Here is a 19299-nt window from a genome sequence, read left to right as displayed (position 1 = left end):
CCCTCGCTCGTTCCTGGTTGGTGGTGCCGACCTCGGGGTCGCACGACATGCCGTCCGCTGGTCGCCGAGGTCGCACGTCCTGTTGCCGGACGGACGGCCGGGCGGCAGCTCGTGCGACCTCGGCACGCGCGCACGGCGGGGTCGCAGGACATGCCGTGTGCTGGTCGCCGAGGTCGCACGTCCGGTCGTCAGGCAGCCGGCCCGGCGGCAGTTCGTGCGATTTCGCCGGACCGCGGGCGGCGTTTCGTGCGATCTCGGCACGCGGGCGGCGGGCTCGAAGGCCGGCGCCCGCACACCAGCGCGCGGGAACGACGGAGGGCCCCGGCGACTGCCGGGGCCCTCCGTGTGCTGCGAGCTAGTTGCGCGAGCTGCTGGCGATGATCGCCAGGATGCGCAGGATCTCGAGGTACAGCCAGACGAGCGTGACGATGAGGCCGAACGCCGCCGTCCAGGCGTAGATGCGGGGCGCGCCGCGCTCGACACCGGTCTTGATCTGGTCGAAGTCGAGGACGAGCGAGTACGCCGCCATGAGCACCACGAGGATGCCGATCACGACACCGAGCGGGATGCCGAACACCGTGACGCCGAGGAGCCCGAACGCCGACTGCGTCACGCCCAGGAGCATCAGCACGATGTTGACGAGCGAGAACGCCATGTAGCCGACCATCGCGACGAGGAAGAACCGCGTGGCCTTCGGGGTCGCGCGGACCTTGCCGGACGTGAAGAGCAGGAGCGTGACCGCGAAGACACCGAGCGTGCCGAACACCGCCTGCGTGACGATGCCGTCCCACATGGTGTTGTACATGCCCGAGATGCCACCGACGAAGAGGCCCTCGAAGAAGGAGTACGCCAGCACCAGGGCGGGCGACGGCTTCTTCTTGAAGGTGTTCACCAGCGCGAGGACGAACCCGACGAGCGCGCCGACGATCCAGACCACCGGCGGGAGGTTCCAGCCGGCGACGGCACCGACGATGAGCACGCCGAACGCCAGGAGCGTCTTGACGATGGTGTCCTCGTACGACATCCGGTCCGTGTCGACCTTGTTCGCCGAGGGGCGGTCGTACATGTCACGCAGCTGGTCGGGCGAGAACCCGGGCTGCTGGGGCGCCTGTCCCCAGCCGGTCTGGCCGTACGGCGCCTGCGGGTAGCCGCCCTGCTGCGGGTAGCCCTGCTGGGGGTACCCCTGCTGCGTGTTCGAGCCGGCGCCCCATGCGTTCCGGCCCGCGTCGTTGAAGGCGGGGGACTGGTCGAAACCGGGCTTGAAGGCCATGGTGTCCTCTGATTTCCTCTGGTGTGGAGTCGTGGAGCCGGTACCCGGATGGCACCGGCTCGTGGGCTCGGGAAGGAGTGCGGCGGAGCCGTTCCTTCGTGTCCTCACAGCCTACGGGCCAGGTGTGCTCGATGGCTGTGGATTCGCGGGAAGCGGAACGTCCCCGGGCCCTCCTGGTGACGAGCCTATGGACCGCTGCTGTCGGTCCACCGAACGGTGTCCCCACGCTGGCTGAACGTCGGCGACGTCCTCGCGCAGTCCGTATCGTCACGTGCATGCAGCCGCTCGTCATCGCCCACCGCGGTGCCTCCGGGTACCGGCCCGAGCACTCCCGCAGCGCCTACGAGCTCGCGGTCGAGCTCGGTGCGGACGCGATCGAGCCGGACCTCGTGCCGACGAAGGACGGCGTCCTGGTGCTCCGGCACGAGAACGAGGTGTCCGGCACGACCGACGTCGCCGACCGCCCGGAGTTCCGGGACCGGCGGACGACGAAGACGATCGACGGGCACCGGGTCACGGGCTGGTTCACCGAGGACTTCACGTGGGAGGAACTGCGCACCCTGCGGACCCGTGAGCGCCTGCCGGAGCTGCGCCGGGCCTCCCGGCAGCACGACGGCGAGGACACGGTCCTGCGCCTGGAGGACCTGCTCGCGATCCTGGACGCCGCCCCGCGGCGGGTCGGGCTCGTCGCCGAGGTGAAGCACGCCAGCGCGTTCGCCGCCGCGGGGTTCCCGATGGCCTCGTTGCTGGACGGCGTCCTCGGCTCGGCCGGCTGGCGTGGCGACGACCGGCTGACGGTCGAGTCCTTCGAGAAGCGCGTGCTGCGCGAGGTGGCCGCGCTCGGCACCGGTGCGCGCCTGGTGTACCTCCAGGAGGCCCGGGGCGCGGCCGCGGACGAGGTCGCCACAGCCGGCGCCGCGGCCCCCACGTACGCCACCGAGCGGACCGACGCGGCACTGGCCCGGCTCGCGACGGAGTTCGACGGGATCAGCGTGGACCTGCCGATCCTGATGGCAGGCGTGGACACCCGCGCCGTCGACGACCCGGGACCGGTGCGGAGCGACGTCGTCGAGCGGGCGCACGCCGTCGGGCTCGCGGTGTACACGTGGACGCTCCGACCGGAGAACCGGTTCCTGCCCGCGGCGCTCCGGCGCGGGGGCGACCTGGCGGCGCACGGCGACTGGGAGCGGTGGTTCACCTCGGTCGTCCGGACGGGCGTGGACGCGGTGTTCGCGGACCACGCGGACCTCGCCGTCCGTGCCCGATCGCTCGTCGCGGACGGCGCTGCGCGGGCCTGATGGGTGTCGCAGGTCGCGCCTAGACTGTCCCGGACATGACGATCGTGCTCGACCCCTCCGACTCGACGCCCGGCCGTACGCACGGTCCCGGCGCGGGTGACCGTGCGTACGAGGACCCGTTCACCGCGGGCCTGAACCCCCAGCAGAAGGAAGCCGTCGAGTACCGCGGCGAGTCCCTGCTCATCGTGGCCGGTGCCGGTTCGGGCAAGACGAGCGTGCTCACCCGACGCATCGCGCTCCTGCTGGCCAACCGCGAGGCCTGGCCGTCCCAGATCCTCGCGATCACGTTCACGAACAAGGCCGCGGCCGAGATGCGCGAGCGGGTGCAGGCCCTGGTCGGGCAGGCCGCCGAGGGCATGTGGATCTCGACCTTCCACTCGGCATGCGTGCGGATCCTCCGGCGCGAGGCCGAGCGGTTCGGGTTCCCGCAGTCGTTCACGATCTACGACTCGGCCGACTCCCGGGCGCTGCTCAAGCGGATCATCAAGGACCTCGAAGCGGACACGCTCGGGCTGACCGTCGGGGCGGCGGCGTCGAAGATCTCGAAGCTCAAGAACGAGCTGCAGGACATCGACACCTACGCGCGCAACATCAACACGGACGACCCGCAAGAGGTCATGTTCACCGAGGTGTTCCGGCGGTACACGAGCGAGCTCCGCCGGGCGAACGCGTTCGACTTCGACGACCTCATCGGGCAGACCGTGTTCCTGTTCCGCGCGTTCCCCGAGATCGCCGCGCTCTACCAGCGCCGCTTCCGGTACGTCCTGGTCGACGAGTACCAGGACACGAACCACGCGCAGTACGCGCTCATCCGCGAACTCACCCGTCCCGTGCCCGTAGAGCAGGTCGACAAGCTCGAGGACGCCGGGCAGCACGTCGAGCGGATGCGGGAGACCGACGGGTCGATCGCGCCGGCGTCGCTCACGGTCGTGGGTGACTCCGACCAGTCGATCTACGCCTTCCGCGGCGCGGACATCCGCAACATCGTCGAGTTCGAGCGGGACTTCCCGAACTCGAAGGTGATCCTGCTCGAGCAGAACTACCGATCGACGCAGAACATCCTCGACGCCGCGAACGCGGTCATCGCGAACAACTTCGACCGGCAGGCGAAGAACCTGTTCACGGACGTGGGTGCCGGCGAGAAGATCGTCGGCTTCACCGGGTACACCGGGCACGACGAGGCGCAGTTCGTCGCGGACGAGATCCAGCGTCTGCACGAGGACGGCATGGACTACCGCGACATGGCGGTGTTCTACCGGACGAACTCGCAGACCCGTGCGCTCGAGGAGATCTTCATCCGCGCCGCGATCCCGTACCGGGTGCTCGGCGGGACGAAGTTCTACGAGCGCGCCGAGATCAAGGACGCGATGGCGTACCTGATCACGGTCGCCAACCCGGCGGACCCGCTGTCGCTCCGACGCATCCTCAACGTGCCGAAGCGCGGCATCGGCGCCGTCACCGAGACCGCCCTGCAGCGGTACGCCGACGAGCACGAGGTCTCGATGCGCGAGGCCCTGCGGCACGCGGACGAGCTCGGGTTCGGACCGAAGGTGCGCACCGCGATCACCTCGTTCGCCGGGCTCCTCGACGAGGTCGCCGCCAAGGCCGCGGACCAGCCGGTGGTCGACACCCTCACCCAGCTGCTCGACGGCTCGGGGCTGCTCGAACAGCTCCGGAAGTCGCCGGACGCGCAGGACGCCGCCCGTGCCGACAACATCGACGAACTCGTCGCCGTGACCCGGGAGTTCCAGAAGAACAACCCCGAGGGCACGCTCGCCGACTTCCTCACCGAGGTCTCCCTGGTGGCCGCGGCCGACGAACTCGACGACTCCTCCGGCACGGTGTCGCTCATGACCCTGCACACCGCGAAGGGCCTGGAGTACGACGCCGTGTTCCTGACCGGTGTGGAGGAAGACCTGCTGCCGCACCGGATGTCCGCGAACGAACCGGGCGGCCCGTCCGAGGAGCGACGCCTGTTCTACGTGGGCATCACCCGGGCGAAGAAGGTCCTGTTCCTGTCGCTCGCGATGACCCGGGCGCAGTTCGGCGACGTCAACGTGGCGATGCCCTCACGCTTCCTGCAGGAGATCCCCGAGGGGCTCGTCGAGTGGAAGCAGTCACCGGGCATGGCGAACAGTCGCGGCGGCACACAGCCCCGCGCGCTCAACGCCAAGCGCGACGGTGGCTTCGGCGGTGGCACCGGTGGCGGTGGCTACCGGGGCGGTGGCGGCTGGGGTGGCGGGTCCTACGACCGTGCGGCCGCCGCGGCGAAGACGAAGCCGAAGACGGAGTGGGCGAACCGGGTGTCCGGGCAGGTCCGCGACAACGGCGACATGGAGCTGGCTCCGGGCGACCGGATCTCGCACGTCGACTTCGGGCAGGGGACCGTCTCGGCGGTGACCGGTCAGGGCGCCAAGCGGATCGCGGAGATCGCGTTCGACAGCGCGGGGCGGAAGAAGCTGCTCATCAAGATCGCGCCGATCGAGAAGCTCTAGCCGACGGCTCAGCGCACGGGCGGCGAGGAGCGCGTTGTCGCCCAGCCGTTCGGTCTTCGTCGTTCCGTCGCGTCGGAACCCGTTCCGCCGGTAGAAGGCCTGCGCCCGGGGGTTGTCGTCGGCGACCCAGAGGAACGCCGGTGCGTTGCCGAGGACGGCGTCGAGGAGCAGCTGACCGGCGCCCGACCCGTGCGCCGATGCCAGGACGTAGATGCCGGTGAGCTCGGCGTCCCGGATGGCGGGGTCGTCGCGAGCCGGACCCGCGGTGGCCCACCCGACGACGGCGCCGCCGTGCTCGGCGACCGCCACGCTCGTGCCGGCTGCGCTCGCGCCCGCGATCGTCCGCCGCCACCGTGTGGTGCGCGCGACGGGGTCGAGTGACGCGAGGAACGCCGCCGGCAGCAGGTGGGCGTACGCCTCGCGCCATGCCTGCACGTGCACGTCGGCGATGCCCGGCGCATCCGTGTCGACGGCTGGTCGGACGGTGAGCTGCTGGACGTGCCCCATGCCCCGACCGTACCGGGAGCCCCGGCCCGGACGCACTCGAGGGTCACTCGCGTCCGCCACGCCCGGTGCTCCGGACGGGTGACAGGGGGAGCAGGTGAGGTTAGCCTCACCTAACATGACCCCGCTCGACACGACTCCGCTCGACACGACTCCGCTCGACCTGATCAGTCCCGAGACGGCGCAGCGCTACCGGCAGGCCGTGGGCGCGACCATCGACCGACTCGCCGACCGCATCGCCGTCGCCGAGGTCCCGACGACCGACACCCCCGCGGTGGACCTCCACCAGCGCGTCGCCACGGTCGATCTCGACGGACCGGCACTCGGCACGGAGCGTGCGCTCGCCGAACTCGACGACCTGTTCGTCCGCGAGGCCGTCTGGTTCCACACGCCCGGGTACCTCGCGCACCTCAACTGCCCGGTCGCCCTGCCCGCGGTCGCCGCGGAGGCCGTGCTCGCCGCCGTCAACCCCTCGGTCGACACGTGGGACCAGTCGCGCATCGGGACCGACATCGAGCGGCACGTGGTCGACTGGCTGGCCCGGCGGATCGGCTTCCCGGCGGGTGACGGGATCTTCACGTCGGGCGGGTCGCAGTCCAACCTGCAGGCCCTCCTCCTGGCGCGGGAGGCCGCGACGGCCGCGTCCGCGACGGCCGCGTCCGCGACGGCTGCCTCCGCGACGCCCGCCCCCGCCCCCGCGCTCGCCGACCTCGCCGTGTTCGCCACCGCGGAGACGCACTTCAGCGTGCGCAAGTCCGCCCGCCTGCTCGGCCTGCCCGACGCCGCGGTCGTCGACGTCGAGACCGACACGTCCGGCCGGATGCTCCCGTCCGCACTGGCCCTCGCGATCGCCGACGCCCGCGCCGACGGTCGAACCCCGATGGCCGTCGTCGCCACGGCCGGCACCACCGACCGCGGGGTCATCGACCCGCTCGCGCCGATCGCGGACGTGTGCGACCTCGAGGGCGTGTGGCTGCACGTCGACGCCGCCTACGGGTGCGGCCTGCTCGTGTCCCCGACGCGACGGCACCTGCTCGACGGCATCGAGCGTGCCCGCAGCGTCACGACCGACCTGCACAAGTCCTTCTTCCAGCCGGTGTCGTCGAGCGTGCTCGTGGTGCGCGACCCGGCGGACCTGCGCCGGGCCTCCTGGCACGCGGACTACCTCAACCCGGAGGACGCGACGGAACCGAACCAGGTCGACAAGTCGCTGCAGACCACCCGCCGGTTCGACGCGCTGAAGCTCTGGGCGACGCTCCGTGCCTCCGGAGCGGAGGCGATCGGGCGGGCCTTCGACGCCGTCGTCGACCTGGCCGCCGACACGCACACGCTCGTGCAGGCCGACCCGGACCTCGTCCTCGTGGCGCCGACGCAGCTGAGCACGGTCCTGTTCCGCTGGCAGCCGGCGGGGGTCACCGACGAGGAGTCGGACGCGATGGTGGCACCGCTCCGCGCGGCGCTCCTGGCCGAGGGACGGGTGCTCATCGCGAAGACCGTGGTCGACGGGCGGCCGTGCAACAAGCTGACCCTGCTCAACCCGGCGACGACGACGGAGCAGATGCGGGCCTCCCTCGACCACGTGGTGGCCACGGCGGAGCGCCTGCGCGCGGCGTCGACCCGGCCGACCGTGACCGGCGGGGCCGCACGATGACCGCCGTCGACGCGACCGCGACCGCCACGACCCGGATGCACGACGTCGTCGGCATCGGCATCGGCCCGTTCAACCTCGGGCTCGCCTGCCTGACTGACCCGATCGACGACCTCGACGCCGTGTTCCTCGACGCGCGTGACGGCTTCGCCTGGCACCACGGCATGATGCTCGACGACGCGACGATCCAGGTGCCGTTCCTCGCCGACCTCGTCACGATGGCGGACCCGACCTCGTCGTTCTCGTTCCTGGCCTGGCTCAAGGAGACCGGTCGGCTCTACCCCTTCTTCATCCGCGAGGACTTCCACCCCCTCCGCAGCGAGTACGACGCCTACTGCCGCTGGGCCGCCGACCGGCTCGACACCCTCCGCTGGGGACGCCGGGTGGTCGCGGTCGAGCACGACGCCGCGCAGGACCTGTTCACCGTGCACGCCGAGACGGCGGACGGTGCCGAGACGTACCGGGCCCGGCACGTCGTGGTCGGCGTCGGGACCGAGCCGTCGGTGCCCGCCGCGCTCCGCGACCTGGACGGCCCGGTGCTGCACTCGGCTGACTACCTGCCGAACCGGGACGCCCTCCGTGGCGCCGGGTCCGTCGCGGTGATCGGCAGCGGCCAGTCCGCCGCCGAGGTCTACCGCGACCTCCTCGAGGGCATCCGCGACGGCGGGTACCGCCTGGACTGGATCACCCGGTCGCCGCGGTTCTTCCCGATGGAGGACACGAAGCTCACCCTCGAGATGACGAGTCCGGAGTACACCGACCACTTCCACGCGCTGCCCGAGCACGTCCGGGACCGCCTCGGCCGCGAGCAACGCGGGCTGTACAAGGGCATCAGCGCGGACCTGGTCGGCGAGGTCTACGACGCGCTGTACCGGATCAGCGCCAGGGGTCCGGTCCCGACGACGCTGCGCACCGAGACGAGCGTCACCGCCGCCGACTGGGACGCCGACCGGGGCGTGTACCGGCTGACGCTCCGGCACGAGCAGCTCGGCGAAACGTACGAGCACGAGGTCGAGCGCCTGGTCCTCGCCACCGGGTACGCGCCGCGGCCGCCGCGGTTCCTCGACCCGGTCGCGCACCTCGTGGCGCGCGACGCCCGGGGTCGCCTCGCCGTCGCCCGCGACCACCACGTGGACACCCTCGGCGGTCGGATCTGGGTGCAGAACGCCGAGGAGCACACGCACGGCCTGACCGCACCGGACCTCGGCATGGGGGCGTGGCGGAACGCGTCGATCATCCGGTCCGTCACGGGGCGCGAGGTCTACGGCCTGGAGGCCCGGATCGCCTTCCAGGAGTTCGGTCTGCCCGCCTCGGTCCGCGCCGAGCGCGCCGAGCGCGGCGAGCGCGCCGAGCACGCCGAGCACGCGGAGGTGCGCGCATGAGCGCGGTCCAGCACGACCGGACCGGTCTGGCGGACGTGCTGCCGGGCCTCCTGTCCGTGGTGCCGGTGGACCCGGAGCGGGACGCGACCCGCGTGCAGTCGTGGCTCGCGGCTCCGCCGTCGTCGTGGTGGGGCATGCAGCACGCCGACGTCGACGGCGTGCGGACGTACCTGACCGCGGTGCAGGCCGACCCGGCGCAGGACGGCTGGCTCGTGCTGCGCGACGGGGTGCCGTGCGCGTACGCCGAGACCTACGACCCGGCGACGGTCCTGCTCGTCGACGTCTGGGACGCACGTCCCGGTGACGTCGGCATGCACCTGCTCGTCGCCCCGCCTCCCGTGGCAGGCCGGGTGCACGGACTCACCAGCGCCGTGATGCGCGCCGTGGTCGAGCACTGCCGTGATGCCCTCGGTGCCCGACGCGTGGTCGTCGAGCCGGACGTGCGGAACACCGCGGTGCAGGCGAAGAACGCCGAGGTCGGGTTCCGGGCGCTCCGCGAGGTCGACCTGGACGGCAAGCGCGCGCTGCTCTCGGTGCTCGACACCGCATCGATCGGCGTGCCCGACGACGACGGCCCGGCCGCGCACCTCTGGCCCGAGCACCTGGCGGTCGCGCAACGACACCTGGTGGCGAAGGCCGTGGCGGAGTTCACGCACGAGCGACTCGTCACACCGCGACCGGACGGCGACGGGTGGCTGCTCGACACCGGCGGCTCGCGCTACCGCTTCCGGGCACGGCAGCACCAGCTCGAGCACTGGTCCGTCGACGAGCGCACCCTGACGCGGGAGTCCGCCTCGGCCGACCCCGTGCCGCTGCCGCTCGACGCGCAGGACCTCGTGCTGGAACTGCGCGACGTGCTCGGGATCCCGGACGCCCTGCTCGGCACGTACCTGGAGGAGGTCGCTTCGACGCTCGCGAGCGCGGCCGCCAAGCACCGCCGCGGCGGACCGTCGGCCCGACAGCTCGCCCGCGGCCGACGGGACGGGGACGTCGTCGCCGGGTTCCAGGACGTCGAGGCGGCGATGACCGAGGGGCACCCGGCGTTCGTCGCCGCGAACGGGCGGATCGGGTTCGGCCTGGACGAGTACCGGGCGTACGCACCGGAGTCCGGCGGCCGCTTCCGCATCCGGTGGCTCGCCGCCCGTCGGGCGCACACCTCCCTGGCGCTCGCCGCGGACCGGACCGAGGCGGAGCACTGGGCCGCGGAACTCGGGGCCGACACGGTCGCCGAGCACCGCCGGACGCTCACCCGCCGCGGCCTGGACCCCGACGACTACGTCTGGCTGCCGGTGCACCCCTGGCAGTGGCAGCACCGCATCGCCGTGACGTTCGCGCCCGACCTCGGCCGGCAGGACCTCGTCGACCTCGGGGAGGGTCCGGACCTGTTCCAGCCGCAGCAGTCCATCCGCACCGCCTTCGACCGCAGCCACCCCGAGCGCTCGTACGTGAAGACGGCGCTCGCGGTGCAGAACATGGGGTTCCTGCGGGGCATGTCCCCGGCGTACATGCGCTCGACCCCAGCGGTGAACGACTGGGTCGCGTCGCTCGTGGCGGCCGACACCACCCTGCGGGACGCCGGGTTCCGGGTGCTGCGCGAACACGCGGCGATCGGGTACACCGGCGACGCGTACCACCGGGTGGACGTCGCCTCGCCGCAGCGGAAGATGCTCGCGGCGCTGTGGCGGGAGAGCCCGGTGCCCAGGACGGCTCCCGGGGAGCAGCTCATGACGATGGCGGCACTGCTGCACCGGGACGCCGACGGGCGTGCGGTCGCCGCCGAGCTCGTGCGTACCTCGGGGCTGGACGCGGCGACGTGGGTGCGGCGCTTCCTCGACGCGTACCTGCGGCCGGTCGTGCACTGCCTGACCGTGCACGACCTGGCGTTCATGCCGCACGGCGAGAACCTGGTGCTCGTCCTGCGCGACGGGGCCGTGACCGGCGCGTTCATGAAGGACATCGGCGAGGAGGTCGTGGTCCTCGGGGAGCACGACGACCGTCCGGTGCCCGAGGACATCCGCCGCATCGTGCACCCGGTCGACGACGACGAGGCGGCGCTCGCCGTGTTCACCGACGTGTTCGACGGGGTGCTGCGCTTCCTGGCAGCGGTCCTCGACGACGACGGGGTCCTGCCCGGGGACGTCTTCTGGCGGCTCGTCGGCGGGTGCGTTGACCGGCACGCGGCGGAGCACCCGGACCGTCGGCGTCCGCTCGACCTGCGGGTGCCGACGTTCGAGCACTCCTGCCTGAACCGGCTGCAGCTGCGCAACACGCTCGCGATGGTCGACCTGGCGGACCAGTCGTCCTCGCTCATCCGGGCGGGGGCGATGTCGAACCCCATCGGGCGGGGCTGACCCGCCCCGTCGCCGCACGCTCGCGACCCATCGGCGGTTGCCGGGGCGGGGCGCCTCTGGCGCGCGGCGCTACGGCTGGAGGCGGGTCGCCGACCAGGCGCCGTGGGCGTGCGCGTACTGCAGGCGGCGGTGCATCCGGTCGCGGCTGCCGTGCCAGAACTCGACGAGGTCCGGCTCGAGCCGCCACGCGACCCACCCCGCCGGGCGCGGCACGTCGTCGTCGGACTCGTCGAGGAGCACGTTCGCGTCGTCGATCAGGTCCTGCAGCGTCCGGGGCTCGAGCACCGCGGACTGGTCGGCGACGGCCGTGGCGGCGCGCGACTTCGGCGACCGGTCGGCGAAGAGCGCGTCGGACTCCGCGTCGGAGAGCTGCACGGCGCGGCCCTCGAAGCGGAGCTGCTGCATCGTCTCGCGCCAGTACACCTGCAGGGCGGCGTGCGGGTTCTCCGCGAGCTGCCGTCCCTTCGGGCTGAGCGTCGAGGTGCCGAACACCAGGCCGCGGTCGTCGATCCGCTTGACGTCGACCGTCCGGGCACCGACGCGGCCGTCCGCACCGGCGGTGGCCAGCGTCATCGAGAGCGGCTCGGACACCTCGTGCTCGCCGGCCTGGTCGAGCCAGGTGCGGGCGAGGTCGAGCGGGTCCGCGGGCGGCGCGTCGAACTCGGGCAGGAGCAGGGAGTCGTCACCGGACAGGGAGGAGGACATGGCCCCACTCAACCGTGGTCGGCGCGGGGACGTCCAGGCTCGCGGGGGACGGACACCCGATCGCTCAGTGGTGCGCGTGCCGGGCCGCGGTGCGGTGCATCCCGCGCAGCAGGAGGACCCGCGGCAGGCGCAGCAGGGGTCCGGGCACGACGGCGCGGGCCGCCCGGATGCCGGCGAGGGTGCGTCGCCAGCGTCGTTCCTCGCGGGGTCCCCACGCGAAGCCGTAGTCGTCGCGCACGGCGTCCGGCAGCATGCCGACGGTGACGATCCGCACGAGGGGCATCGCGGAACGGACCCAGAGCGGTGCCGCCCGAGGGTGCAGGAGGTCCCGGACGACACTGCGGGCGTCGTCCGTCACCCGGAGGGTCCCGAGCGTGTCGGCCCAGTACGCCTCGAACGCGGCGACCGACGTCGGCCAGCGGTCCGCTGGCACCCGGAGCGCGGTGGCGATCGGCGCGTAGGCCCGGAGGACCGCCTCCGCCCGCTCGGCGTCGACCGGGGTGCCGAGCAACCGGTGGGTCCGGATCGCGGAGTCGTACAGCGTCGCGGCCACCCACAGCTGTCGGTCGACCTCGTTCGCTCCCGCGACCGGCCGGTGCGCGTGCTCGACGAACGACCGCGCCACGGCGGCATCCCGCGCGGTGCCGGTCACCACCGCGTACACGTACATGAGGGTGTGGGCCAGCCGCTGCTGCGGTCGCTCCGCGAAGTCGGAGTGCCGACGAACGCCCGCGGCGACGACCGGGTCGGCGATCTGCAGCAGGATCGCGCGGCCGCCCGCGATGACCGGCGTGCTGTCGGCGATGAAGCGGCGGAGCGCGCGGTCCCGGTGGCCGGGCCGGTCGCGGTCGCGGTCGTGACCAGGGGACGGACGGGAGCGGCCGCGCACGTCGTGCTCCGGGCCTCCCGTCCGTCGACCGGTCACGTCAGAGGGGCTTCGTGCCCAGGTCGCCGCCGAGGTCCGGACGGTCGTCGCCGTGCTCCCAGAGGTCCGGCGAGCCCTCGCGCGGCGCCCCGCCGGTCGGGCCGTCGTCGGTGCCGTCGCCGAGCTGCGGCTCGACGGTCTCGCCGGCGACCGCGTCGTTCGTCACGGTCTCGAGCGCCTCCTCGGCGTCGTCGGTCTCGTACGCGCCGACGTACTCGCGGTCCACGTCGTCGGCGCGGCCCTCGTCGTCGGAGTCGCTGACGCCGTCGCTGAACTCGTCGCCTGGGGTGATGCCGGGGTCGGACATGTGTCGCTCCTGTCGATCGTGTTGCGTGCTCGTGCGGGTGCCCGTCGTGCGCCGACGCGGCCCCACCGGTCCTTGCTACCCGGGTGCCGGTGGGAACGTCCGTGGTGCCCGGGGGACGGCCGGTCGCACCCAGGCGGACAGCGGCCGCGCGGGTCGGCTTCGCCCGCCGTTCACCTGGGGGACACCGCGAGGTCACCCCCGCGGTGTCTACTGCGTGTGCTCGGGGGAGTGGAGCGCGGTCGCCGACGGGTGGTCGAGCGACCGCGCCTTCCCCCGCCGCACCGTCCGGCGCACGTGCCTCAGACGCGCTCGAGCAGGTGCCGCTTGGTCACGTCGGCGAGGGCCAGCGTCCGGTACCCGGCGGACTCGAAGAACACCGTCAACCGGTCGTCCTCGGTGCTCATGACCGTGCCCCGGCCCCACTCGGCGTGCTCGACCGGTGCGTCCGGCGGCCACTCGGCGTCGTGCGACCCGTCCGCCCCGTGCGCATCCGTGTCGGTCGCGGTGCCCGCAGAGCACGTGTCGCAGTTGCCGCACGGCTCGGGGAGTTCGTCGCCGAAGTACCCGAGCAGGAACTGCCGACGGCAGCCGGTCGTCTCGGCGAAGCGACGCATCATCTCGATGCGCGACTCCTCCACCCGCTCCCGCTCCTTCGCGTGCGCCTTGGCGAGCTCGACCGCGGCGTCCGCGTCGGCGGGGCCGTCCGGGACACGGCGGAGTCCGTCGGCGGCGTCGGACAGCGCGCCGGCGTCCACCAGGGCGTTGGCGACGCGGGAAGCGGTGCGGGCGGCGAGTCCGGAACGCTCGGCGACCTCCGACCGGGGCAGGACCCCGTCCTCGGGAACCGCGTCGAAGACCGCCCGGAGCGACGCGGGCCGGGGCGATCCGGAGGCGAAGAACCGGCGGAGCCCGAGGTCCTCGGAGCGGTAGTGCAGTGTCGTGAGGCCGACGTCGCCGTCCCGTCCGGCCCGGCCGACCTCCTGGTAGTAGGCGTCGACGGACTCGGGGACGTCGGCGTGCACGACGAAGCGCACGTCCGGCTTGTCGATGCCCATGCCGAAGGCGCTGGTCGCGACGACGACGTCGAGGGCGCCCTCGAGGAACTCGTGGTGCACGTGTTCACGGTCCCGCACGCGCAGGCCCGCGTGGTACGCCTTGGCGCGGCGACCGCTCTCGACGAGTTCGTCCGCGTAGAGCATGGTCTCGGCACGGGTGGCGACATACACGATCCCCGCGCCCTCGAGCCCGACCACCTGGGCGACGACCGCGTCACGCTTCTCGTCGGCGTCACTGTGCCGCTGGACCTCGAAGCGCAGGTTCGGGCGGTCGAAGCCCGTCGCGACGACGAGCGGGTCGCGCATCCCGAGCCGCTCGACGATCTCGTTGCGCACGGGAGTCGAACCGGTCGCCGTCATCGCGAGCACCGGAGGACGTCCGAGCCGCTCGATGACCTCGCCGAGCACCAGGTAGTCCGGGCGGAAGTCATGGCCCCAGCTCGAGACGCAGTGCGCCTCGTCGACCGTGACCAGCGCGACCCCGGCCTCCCGCAGCCGGTCGACGACCTCGTCCTTGGCGAGCTGCTCCGGGGCGAGGAAGACGTAGCGGGCCGCCCCGGACGCGACGGCGTCCCACGCGTCCTCGAGCTCGCGGTGCGCCCGGGTCGCGTTGATCGTCACCGCGCGGGGTGCGTCCGGGTGGTCCTCGATCCCCACGACCTGGTCCTCCTGCAGGGCCACGAGGGGCGAGACCACGACGACGGGGCCGTCCAGTGCGAGGGCGGCGACCTGGTAGATCGCGGACTTGCCGGAACCGGTCGGCATGAGGGCGAGGGCGTCACGGCCCTCGAGGACGGCGTCGACCACGGTCTCCTGCGCGTCGCGGAGTTCCCAACCGAAGACCTCGGCGGTACGGGTACGGAGTTCGTTCTGCACCCGATCGACGGTGCACGATCCGGCCTGGTCGGTCGCCCGGAGACGGCGTACCCCGGACGACAGGGGTCGGCGGCCGGCGCGGGCAGCGCGTTCTCCACCGGGGCACCGCGCGTCCACCTGCCAGCGCTAGGCTCGGTCGCGGCCGTTGTCTCGACATCGAGCGACCCTCGATGTGGAGGCGCGACCGGACACCGATGCCGATCGCACGAACCGTGCGGGAAGAAGAACAGCGTGGATCTTTTCGAGTACCAGGCCAGGGACCTCTTCGAGTCCTACGGCGTCCCCGTCCTCCAGGGGATCATCGCCGACACCCCCGAGCAGGCGAAGGCGGCTGCCGAGCAGATCGGCGGCGTCGTGGTCGTCAAGGCGCAGGTGAAGGTCGGTGGCCGTGGCAAGGCCGGCGGCGTCAAGGTCGCGAAGACCCCGGACGAGGCGTTCGAGCACGCGCAGGCGATCCTCGGCCTCGACATCAAGGGCCACACCGTGCAGCGCGTCATGGTCGCGCAGGGTGCCGACATCGCCGAGGAGTTCTACTTCTCGGTGCTGCTCGACCGGGCGAACCGCTCCTACCTGTCGCTCACCAGCGTCGAGGGCGGCATGGAGATCGAGCAGCTCGCGGTGGAGAAGCCCGAGGCGCTCGCGCGCGTCGAGGTGAACCCGCTCACGGGCATCAACAAGGAGGCCGCGCTCGACATCGCGCGCCAGGCGAACTTCCCATCCGAGCTCCAGGATCAGGTCGCGGACGTCTTCGTGAAGCTCTACGACGTCTTCGCGGGCGAGGACGCCACCCTCGTCGAGGTGAACCCGCTGGTCCGCACCGGCGACGGGCAGATCCTCGCCCTCGACGGCAAGGTCTCCCTCGACGAGAACGCCGACTTCCGCCACGAGGGGCACGCGCAGCTCGAGGACACCGCGAGCGAGGACCCGCTCGAGGCCAAGGCGAAGCAGCACGGCCTCAACTACGTGAAGCTCGACGGCCAGGTCGGCGTCATCGGCAACGGCGCCGGGCTCGTCATGTCGACGCTCGACGTCGTCGCCTACGCCGGTGAGCGCCACGGTGGTGTGCAGCCCGCCAACTTCCTCGACATCGGCGGCGGCGCCTCGGCCGAGGTGATGGCCAACGGCCTCGACGTCATCCTCGGCGACCCGCAGGTGAAGAGCGTCTTCGTGAACGTCTTCGGCGGCATCACCGCCTGCGACGCCGTCGCGAACGGCATCGTCGCCGCGCTCGGCATCCTCGGCGACGCGGCCACCAAGCCGCTCGTCGTCCGCCTGGACGGCAACAACGTGGACGAGGGCCGACGGATCCTGGCGGACGCAGCGCACCCGCTCGTCACCGTCGCCGCGACCATGGACGATGCGGCCGAGAAGGCCGCCGAGCTCGCCGCGGCCGCGGCGTAAGGAGCACCAGAGCAATGTCGATCTTCCTCAACAAGGACTCCAAGGTCATCGTCCAGGGCATCACGGGCGGTGAGGGCACGAAGCACACCGCCCTCATGCTCAAGGCCGGCACGCAGGTCGTCGGCGGTGTCAACGCCCGCAAGGCCGGCACGACCGTCACGCACGGCGACGTCGAGCTCCCCGTCTTCGGCTCGGTGCGCGAGGCCATCGACACCACCGGTGCCGACGTCTCGATCGTCTTCGTCCCGCCGGCGTTCGCGAAGGACGCCGTGATGGAGGCCGTCGACGCCGAGATCCCCCTCGTCGTCGTCATCACCGAGGGCATCCCGGTGCAGGACGCCGCGGTGTTCTGGGCGCACGCGAAGGCGCTCGGCGGGAAGACCCGGATCATCGGGCCGAACTGCCCCGGCATCATCACCCCGGGGGAGTCGCTCGTCGGCATCACCCCGGCGACGATCACCGGCAAGGGCCCGATCGGCCTCGTCTCGAAGTCCGGCACCCTGACCTACCAGATGATGTACGAGCTGCGCGACCTGGGCTTCTCGACCGCCATCGGCATCGGCGGCGACCCGGTCATCGGGACGACGCACATCGACGCGCTCGCCGCGTTCGAGGCCGACCCGGAGACCGAGGCCATCGTGATGATCGGTGAGATCGGCGGCGACGCCGAGGAGCGCGCCGCCGACTACATCAAGGCCAACGTCACGAAGCCGGTCGTCGGGTACGTCGCGGGCTTCACGGCGCCGGAGGGCAAGACGATGGGCCACGCCGGCGCGATCGTGTCCGGTTCCGCCGGCACCGCCGAGGCGAAGAAGCAGGCGCTCGAGGCGGCCGGCGTCAAGGTCGGCAAGACGCCGTCCGAGACGGCCGCGCTGCTGCGCGAGGTCATCGCCGCGCGCTGACGCGCGCTCCTGTCGGACGGGAGGCTCGGTGCGGGACCCGCGCCGAGCCTCCCGTCCTGCGCGGGGTCGGGCACGTATCCTCGCTGCGATGAACCGCCTCGGAACCGCCCTCCTCGCCGTGATCGAAGCGATCGTGACGGTCGGCGTCGGCGTGGGCGTCGCCCTCGTGCCGCTCACCCTGCTGTGGGCGTTCGAGTACGGACTCCAGGTCGACTGGAGCGTCTTCTGGACCGCGGCGGGCAACGTCTGGCTCATCGGTCACGGCGTGGACGTCACGTTCACGCTCGGCTCCGCGGCGGCGGAGGCCACCGGGCTCCCCGGGGCGTCCGCACCGATCGTCGTCACCCTGGCGGCCCTCGGGTTCGCCGTCGTCACGGCGTGGCTCGGCGGCCGGGCCGGACGCCGGTTCGCCGAGACGGAGCACCGCGTCACCGGGGTCCTGGTCGGCACCGCGGCGGTCGCCGCCCTCGGCCTGCTGGTCGCCCTCACCGCGACCACGAGCGCCACCCACCCGGTGATCTGGCAGGCCGTCGTGCTGCCCGCGCTCTGGTTCGGCGTCCCGGCCGTCGTCACGGCCGAGGTCTGTCGGCGTCGGCGTGGCCAGGCGGCCGATCCGCTGACCCTCCGGGTGGTGGACCTGGTCGGCCGCATCCCGGCGCTCTGGCGCGGCGTCGTCGGCTTCGGTCTGCGCGCCGGCACCGTCGCGACCGCGTGCGTCGTGGCGGTCGCCGGCGTCGTGGTCGGGTTCGCGCTCCTCGGCTCCTTCGCCGAGGTCATCACGCTCTACGAACGGTCGCACGCCGGTGTCGTCGGCGGCATCGCCATGACCGTCGGCCAGCTCGCGTTCGTCCCGGACCTGGTCGGGTGGGCGACGGCGTGGCTCGTCGGCCCGGGCTTCGCGATCGGCGCCGGGTCGTCCGTGTCGCCCCTCGGGACCGTGCTCGGGCCGCTCCCGGCCGTGCCGTTGCTCGGGGCGCTGCCGACGTCCGGGCACACGTTCGGCCTGGTCTGGATCCTGGTGCCCGTCGTGGCGGGCTTCGTCACCGGTGGACTGCTGCGTCCGCGGCTCGTCCGTGCGCTCGGGTCCGCCGACTCGGCCCTGTACCGGGCGCTCGGCGGGGTCGTGACCGGGCTGGTCGCCGGTGTCCTGACCGGTGTCGTCACCGGGCTCACCGCGGGGTCGGCGGGACCGGGGCGCCTGGCCGCCGTCGGACCGGACGCCCTGGTGGTCGGAGCCTTCGCCGCACTCGAGGTCGGTGTCCCCGCGATGGTCGCGCTCGCGATCGGCAGCGACCTGGTGCGCCTGCCCGAGCGCTCCTGGATCGGTGAGCGCTGGCACGAGGTCGAGGACGACGTCGCCACCGCGGACGCGAGCGCCGACCACGGGTCGCTCATCGCCGCCCTCGACCACGCGGGCGCCGGCCGGACCACCGACGTGCACCGGTTCTCGGTGGACGAGGTGCACGACCCGGTGACGCACGCCAGCACGGACTCGCATGCCAGCACGGACTCGGGTGCAGCTCCCCGCGCGAGCGCCGACCTCGACCGTGGCGGCGAGACGCTGACGTCCGACCGTGTGGCGGGCGACGACCAGCCCGGACGCGGTGCGGACGGGGCGGAGCACGGCCGGGATGACACGGGCCTCCCGGCTGCGCCGGACGCGGCGCCGTCCCAGACCGAGGCCGCGCACGCCGAGGCCACCGACGTCGACCTGCCGGACTGGGCGCGGACGGACGCTGTCGCATCCGAGCGTCTGGACGACCACGCGGGCGCTGCCGCCGGGCCGCGCACGCGAGCCGGCGGCGCCGTCGACAGCGTCCGGGCACGCCTCCGTGCCGCTGCCACCGGTGCCCGCGACCGGGCCGGGGACCTGCGCGAGCGGGCCGGAGACCTGCGAGACCGCGCGGACGCCTTGCGGCACCGCCCCGGCGGTGCCGTCCCACCCACGACCGACGCCGCACCTGCACCGTCGGGCTCCGCGGGCCCCGTCCCGCCGCGGACCGACGAGCAGCCGGCCTTCCCGTGGAGCACGGAGGAGTTCGTCGCCGGGCGGGACGACGTGGACCCGGAGCCCCCCGCGCGTCCGGCGCCCCGTGCGGCGACCTGGGACACGACCGACCAGATCCCCGAGGACGAGTTGCCGTGGTGGCGGAGGCCGAAGGGCGACACCGACGCCTGAG

Annotated in this window: 13 protein-coding genes and 1 pseudogene; 8 read left to right on the top strand and 6 right to left on the bottom strand. The window is 72.9% G+C overall.

Going from position 1 to position 19299, the window contains the following annotated elements; genetic code table 11:
* Positions 1-355 precede the first annotated feature (355 nt).
* Positions 356-1270 carry a Bax inhibitor-1/YccA family protein gene (locus DEJ34_RS14115; RefSeq protein WP_110910498.1) on the bottom strand — a complete coding sequence of 305 codons (915 nt, stop codon included), beginning with the start codon at positions 1268-1270 and terminating at the stop codon, positions 356-358.
* Positions 1271-1545: 275 nt separating this feature from the next.
* On the opposite strand from DEJ34_RS14115, the gene DEJ34_RS14110 reads away from it, so the two are divergent.
* Both DEJ34_RS14110 and DEJ34_RS14105 read left to right on the top strand, forming a co-directional pair.
* Positions 1546-2568 (top strand): glycerophosphodiester phosphodiesterase family protein, encoded by a 1023-nt coding sequence (locus tag DEJ34_RS14110; protein WP_110910497.1) that lies wholly within the window; start codon positions 1546-1548, stop codon positions 2566-2568.
* Positions 2569-2603: 35 nt separating this feature from the next.
* Positions 2604-5063 (top strand): ATP-dependent helicase, encoded by a 2460-nt coding sequence (locus DEJ34_RS14105; RefSeq protein ID WP_110910496.1) that lies wholly within the window; start codon positions 2604-2606, stop codon positions 5061-5063.
* A 114-nt stretch (positions 5064-5177) separates the two neighbouring features.
* Here the strand turns inward: DEJ34_RS14105 and DEJ34_RS14100 are convergent.
* Positions 5178-5570: pseudogene (locus DEJ34_RS14100) on the bottom strand (GNAT family N-acetyltransferase); the annotation flags it as partial.
* A gap of 115 nt (positions 5571-5685) precedes the next feature.
* On the opposite strand from DEJ34_RS14100, the gene DEJ34_RS14095 reads away from it, so the two are divergent.
* The 3 genes from DEJ34_RS14095 to DEJ34_RS14085 are packed head-to-tail and all read left to right on the top strand — an operon-like array spanning position 5686 to position 10948.
* Positions 5686-7218: a pyridoxal phosphate-dependent decarboxylase family protein gene (locus DEJ34_RS14095; RefSeq protein ID WP_110910495.1), complete on the top strand. Its 1533-nt coding sequence runs from the start codon at positions 5686-5688 to the stop codon at positions 7216-7218.
* Entirely contained in the window at positions 7215-8597 is a 1383-nt protein-coding gene (locus tag DEJ34_RS14090) for a lysine N(6)-hydroxylase/L-ornithine N(5)-oxygenase family protein (protein ID WP_110910494.1), read from the top strand. Before DEJ34_RS14095 ends, DEJ34_RS14090 begins: the two co-directional genes overlap by 4 nt.
* Entirely contained in the window at positions 8594-10948 is a 2355-nt protein-coding gene (locus tag DEJ34_RS14085) for a GNAT family N-acetyltransferase (RefSeq protein ID WP_110910493.1), read from the top strand. Before DEJ34_RS14090 ends, DEJ34_RS14085 begins: the two co-directional genes overlap by 4 nt.
* Before the next feature lie 69 nt (positions 10949-11017).
* Here DEJ34_RS14085 and DEJ34_RS14080 read toward each other — a convergent pair whose 3' ends face one another.
* The 4 genes from DEJ34_RS14080 to DEJ34_RS14065 form a co-directional block, all read right to left on the bottom strand.
* Positions 11018-11653, bottom strand: coding sequence for a pyridoxine/pyridoxamine 5'-phosphate oxidase (locus DEJ34_RS14080; RefSeq protein WP_110889239.1), 636 nt, complete (start codon positions 11651-11653; stop codon positions 11018-11020).
* A 64-nt stretch (positions 11654-11717) separates the two neighbouring features.
* Complete coding sequence (locus DEJ34_RS14075; protein ID WP_110910492.1) at positions 11718-12578, bottom strand: oxygenase MpaB family protein; 861 nt, start codon at positions 12576-12578, stop codon at positions 11718-11720.
* A gap of 1 nt (position 12579) precedes the next feature.
* Positions 12580-12885: a hypothetical protein gene (locus DEJ34_RS14070; protein WP_110824179.1), complete on the bottom strand. Its 306-nt coding sequence runs from the start codon at positions 12883-12885 to the stop codon at positions 12580-12582.
* Positions 12886-13184: 299 nt separating this feature from the next.
* Entirely contained in the window at positions 13185-14816 is a 1632-nt protein-coding gene (locus DEJ34_RS14065) for a RecQ family ATP-dependent DNA helicase (RefSeq protein WP_110910491.1), read from the bottom strand.
* A gap of 231 nt (positions 14817-15047) precedes the next feature.
* On the opposite strand from DEJ34_RS14065, the gene sucC reads away from it, so the two are divergent.
* The 3 genes from sucC (at position 15048) to DEJ34_RS14050 (ending at position 19298) form a co-directional block, all read left to right on the top strand.
* Entirely contained in the window at positions 15048-16217 is a 1170-nt protein-coding gene (gene sucC / locus DEJ34_RS14060; RefSeq protein ID WP_110910490.1) for an ADP-forming succinate--CoA ligase subunit beta, read from the top strand.
* A 14-nt stretch (positions 16218-16231) separates the two neighbouring features.
* Positions 16232-17119, top strand: coding sequence for a succinate--CoA ligase subunit alpha (sucD, locus tag DEJ34_RS14055; RefSeq protein ID WP_110824176.1), 888 nt, complete (start codon positions 16232-16234; stop codon positions 17117-17119).
* Positions 17120-17207: 88 nt separating this feature from the next.
* Positions 17208-19298, top strand: coding sequence for a cell division protein PerM (locus DEJ34_RS14050; protein ID WP_110910489.1), 2091 nt, complete (start codon positions 17208-17210; stop codon positions 19296-19298).
* Position 19299: the final 1 nt, after the last annotated feature.

Source organism: Curtobacterium sp. MCPF17_050, from assembly GCF_003224435.2.
In the GTDB taxonomy this organism is placed as follows: Bacteria; Actinomycetota; Actinomycetes; order Actinomycetales; family Microbacteriaceae; genus Curtobacterium.
This window is presented reverse-complemented; position numbering and strand designations above follow the sequence as displayed.

Coding starts and splice junctions, on each gene's coding strand:
- sucD (WP_110824176.1), top strand. CDS start 16,232: ATGTCGATCTTCCTCAACAAGGACTCCAAGGTCATCGTCCAGGGCATC.
- DEJ34_RS14085 (WP_110910493.1), top strand. CDS start 8,594: ATGAGCGCGGTCCAGCACGACCGGACCGGTCTGGCGGACGTGCTGCCG.
- DEJ34_RS14070 (WP_110824179.1), bottom strand. CDS start 12,885: ATGTCCGACCCCGGCATCACCCCAGGCGACGAGTTCAGCGACGGCGTC.
- DEJ34_RS14080 (WP_110889239.1), bottom strand. CDS start 11,653: ATGTCCTCCTCCCTGTCCGGTGACGACTCCCTGCTCCTGCCCGAGTTC.
- DEJ34_RS14110 (WP_110910497.1), top strand. CDS start 1,546: ATGCAGCCGCTCGTCATCGCCCACCGCGGTGCCTCCGGGTACCGGCCC.
- DEJ34_RS14095 (WP_110910495.1), top strand. CDS start 5,686: ATGACCCCGCTCGACACGACTCCGCTCGACACGACTCCGCTCGACCTG.
- DEJ34_RS14090 (WP_110910494.1), top strand. CDS start 7,215: ATGACCGCCGTCGACGCGACCGCGACCGCCACGACCCGGATGCACGAC.
- DEJ34_RS14105 (WP_110910496.1), top strand. CDS start 2,604: ATGACGATCGTGCTCGACCCCTCCGACTCGACGCCCGGCCGTACGCAC.
- DEJ34_RS14115 (WP_110910498.1), bottom strand. CDS start 1,270: ATGGCCTTCAAGCCCGGTTTCGACCAGTCCCCCGCCTTCAACGACGCG.
- DEJ34_RS14050 (WP_110910489.1), top strand. CDS start 17,208: ATGAACCGCCTCGGAACCGCCCTCCTCGCCGTGATCGAAGCGATCGTG.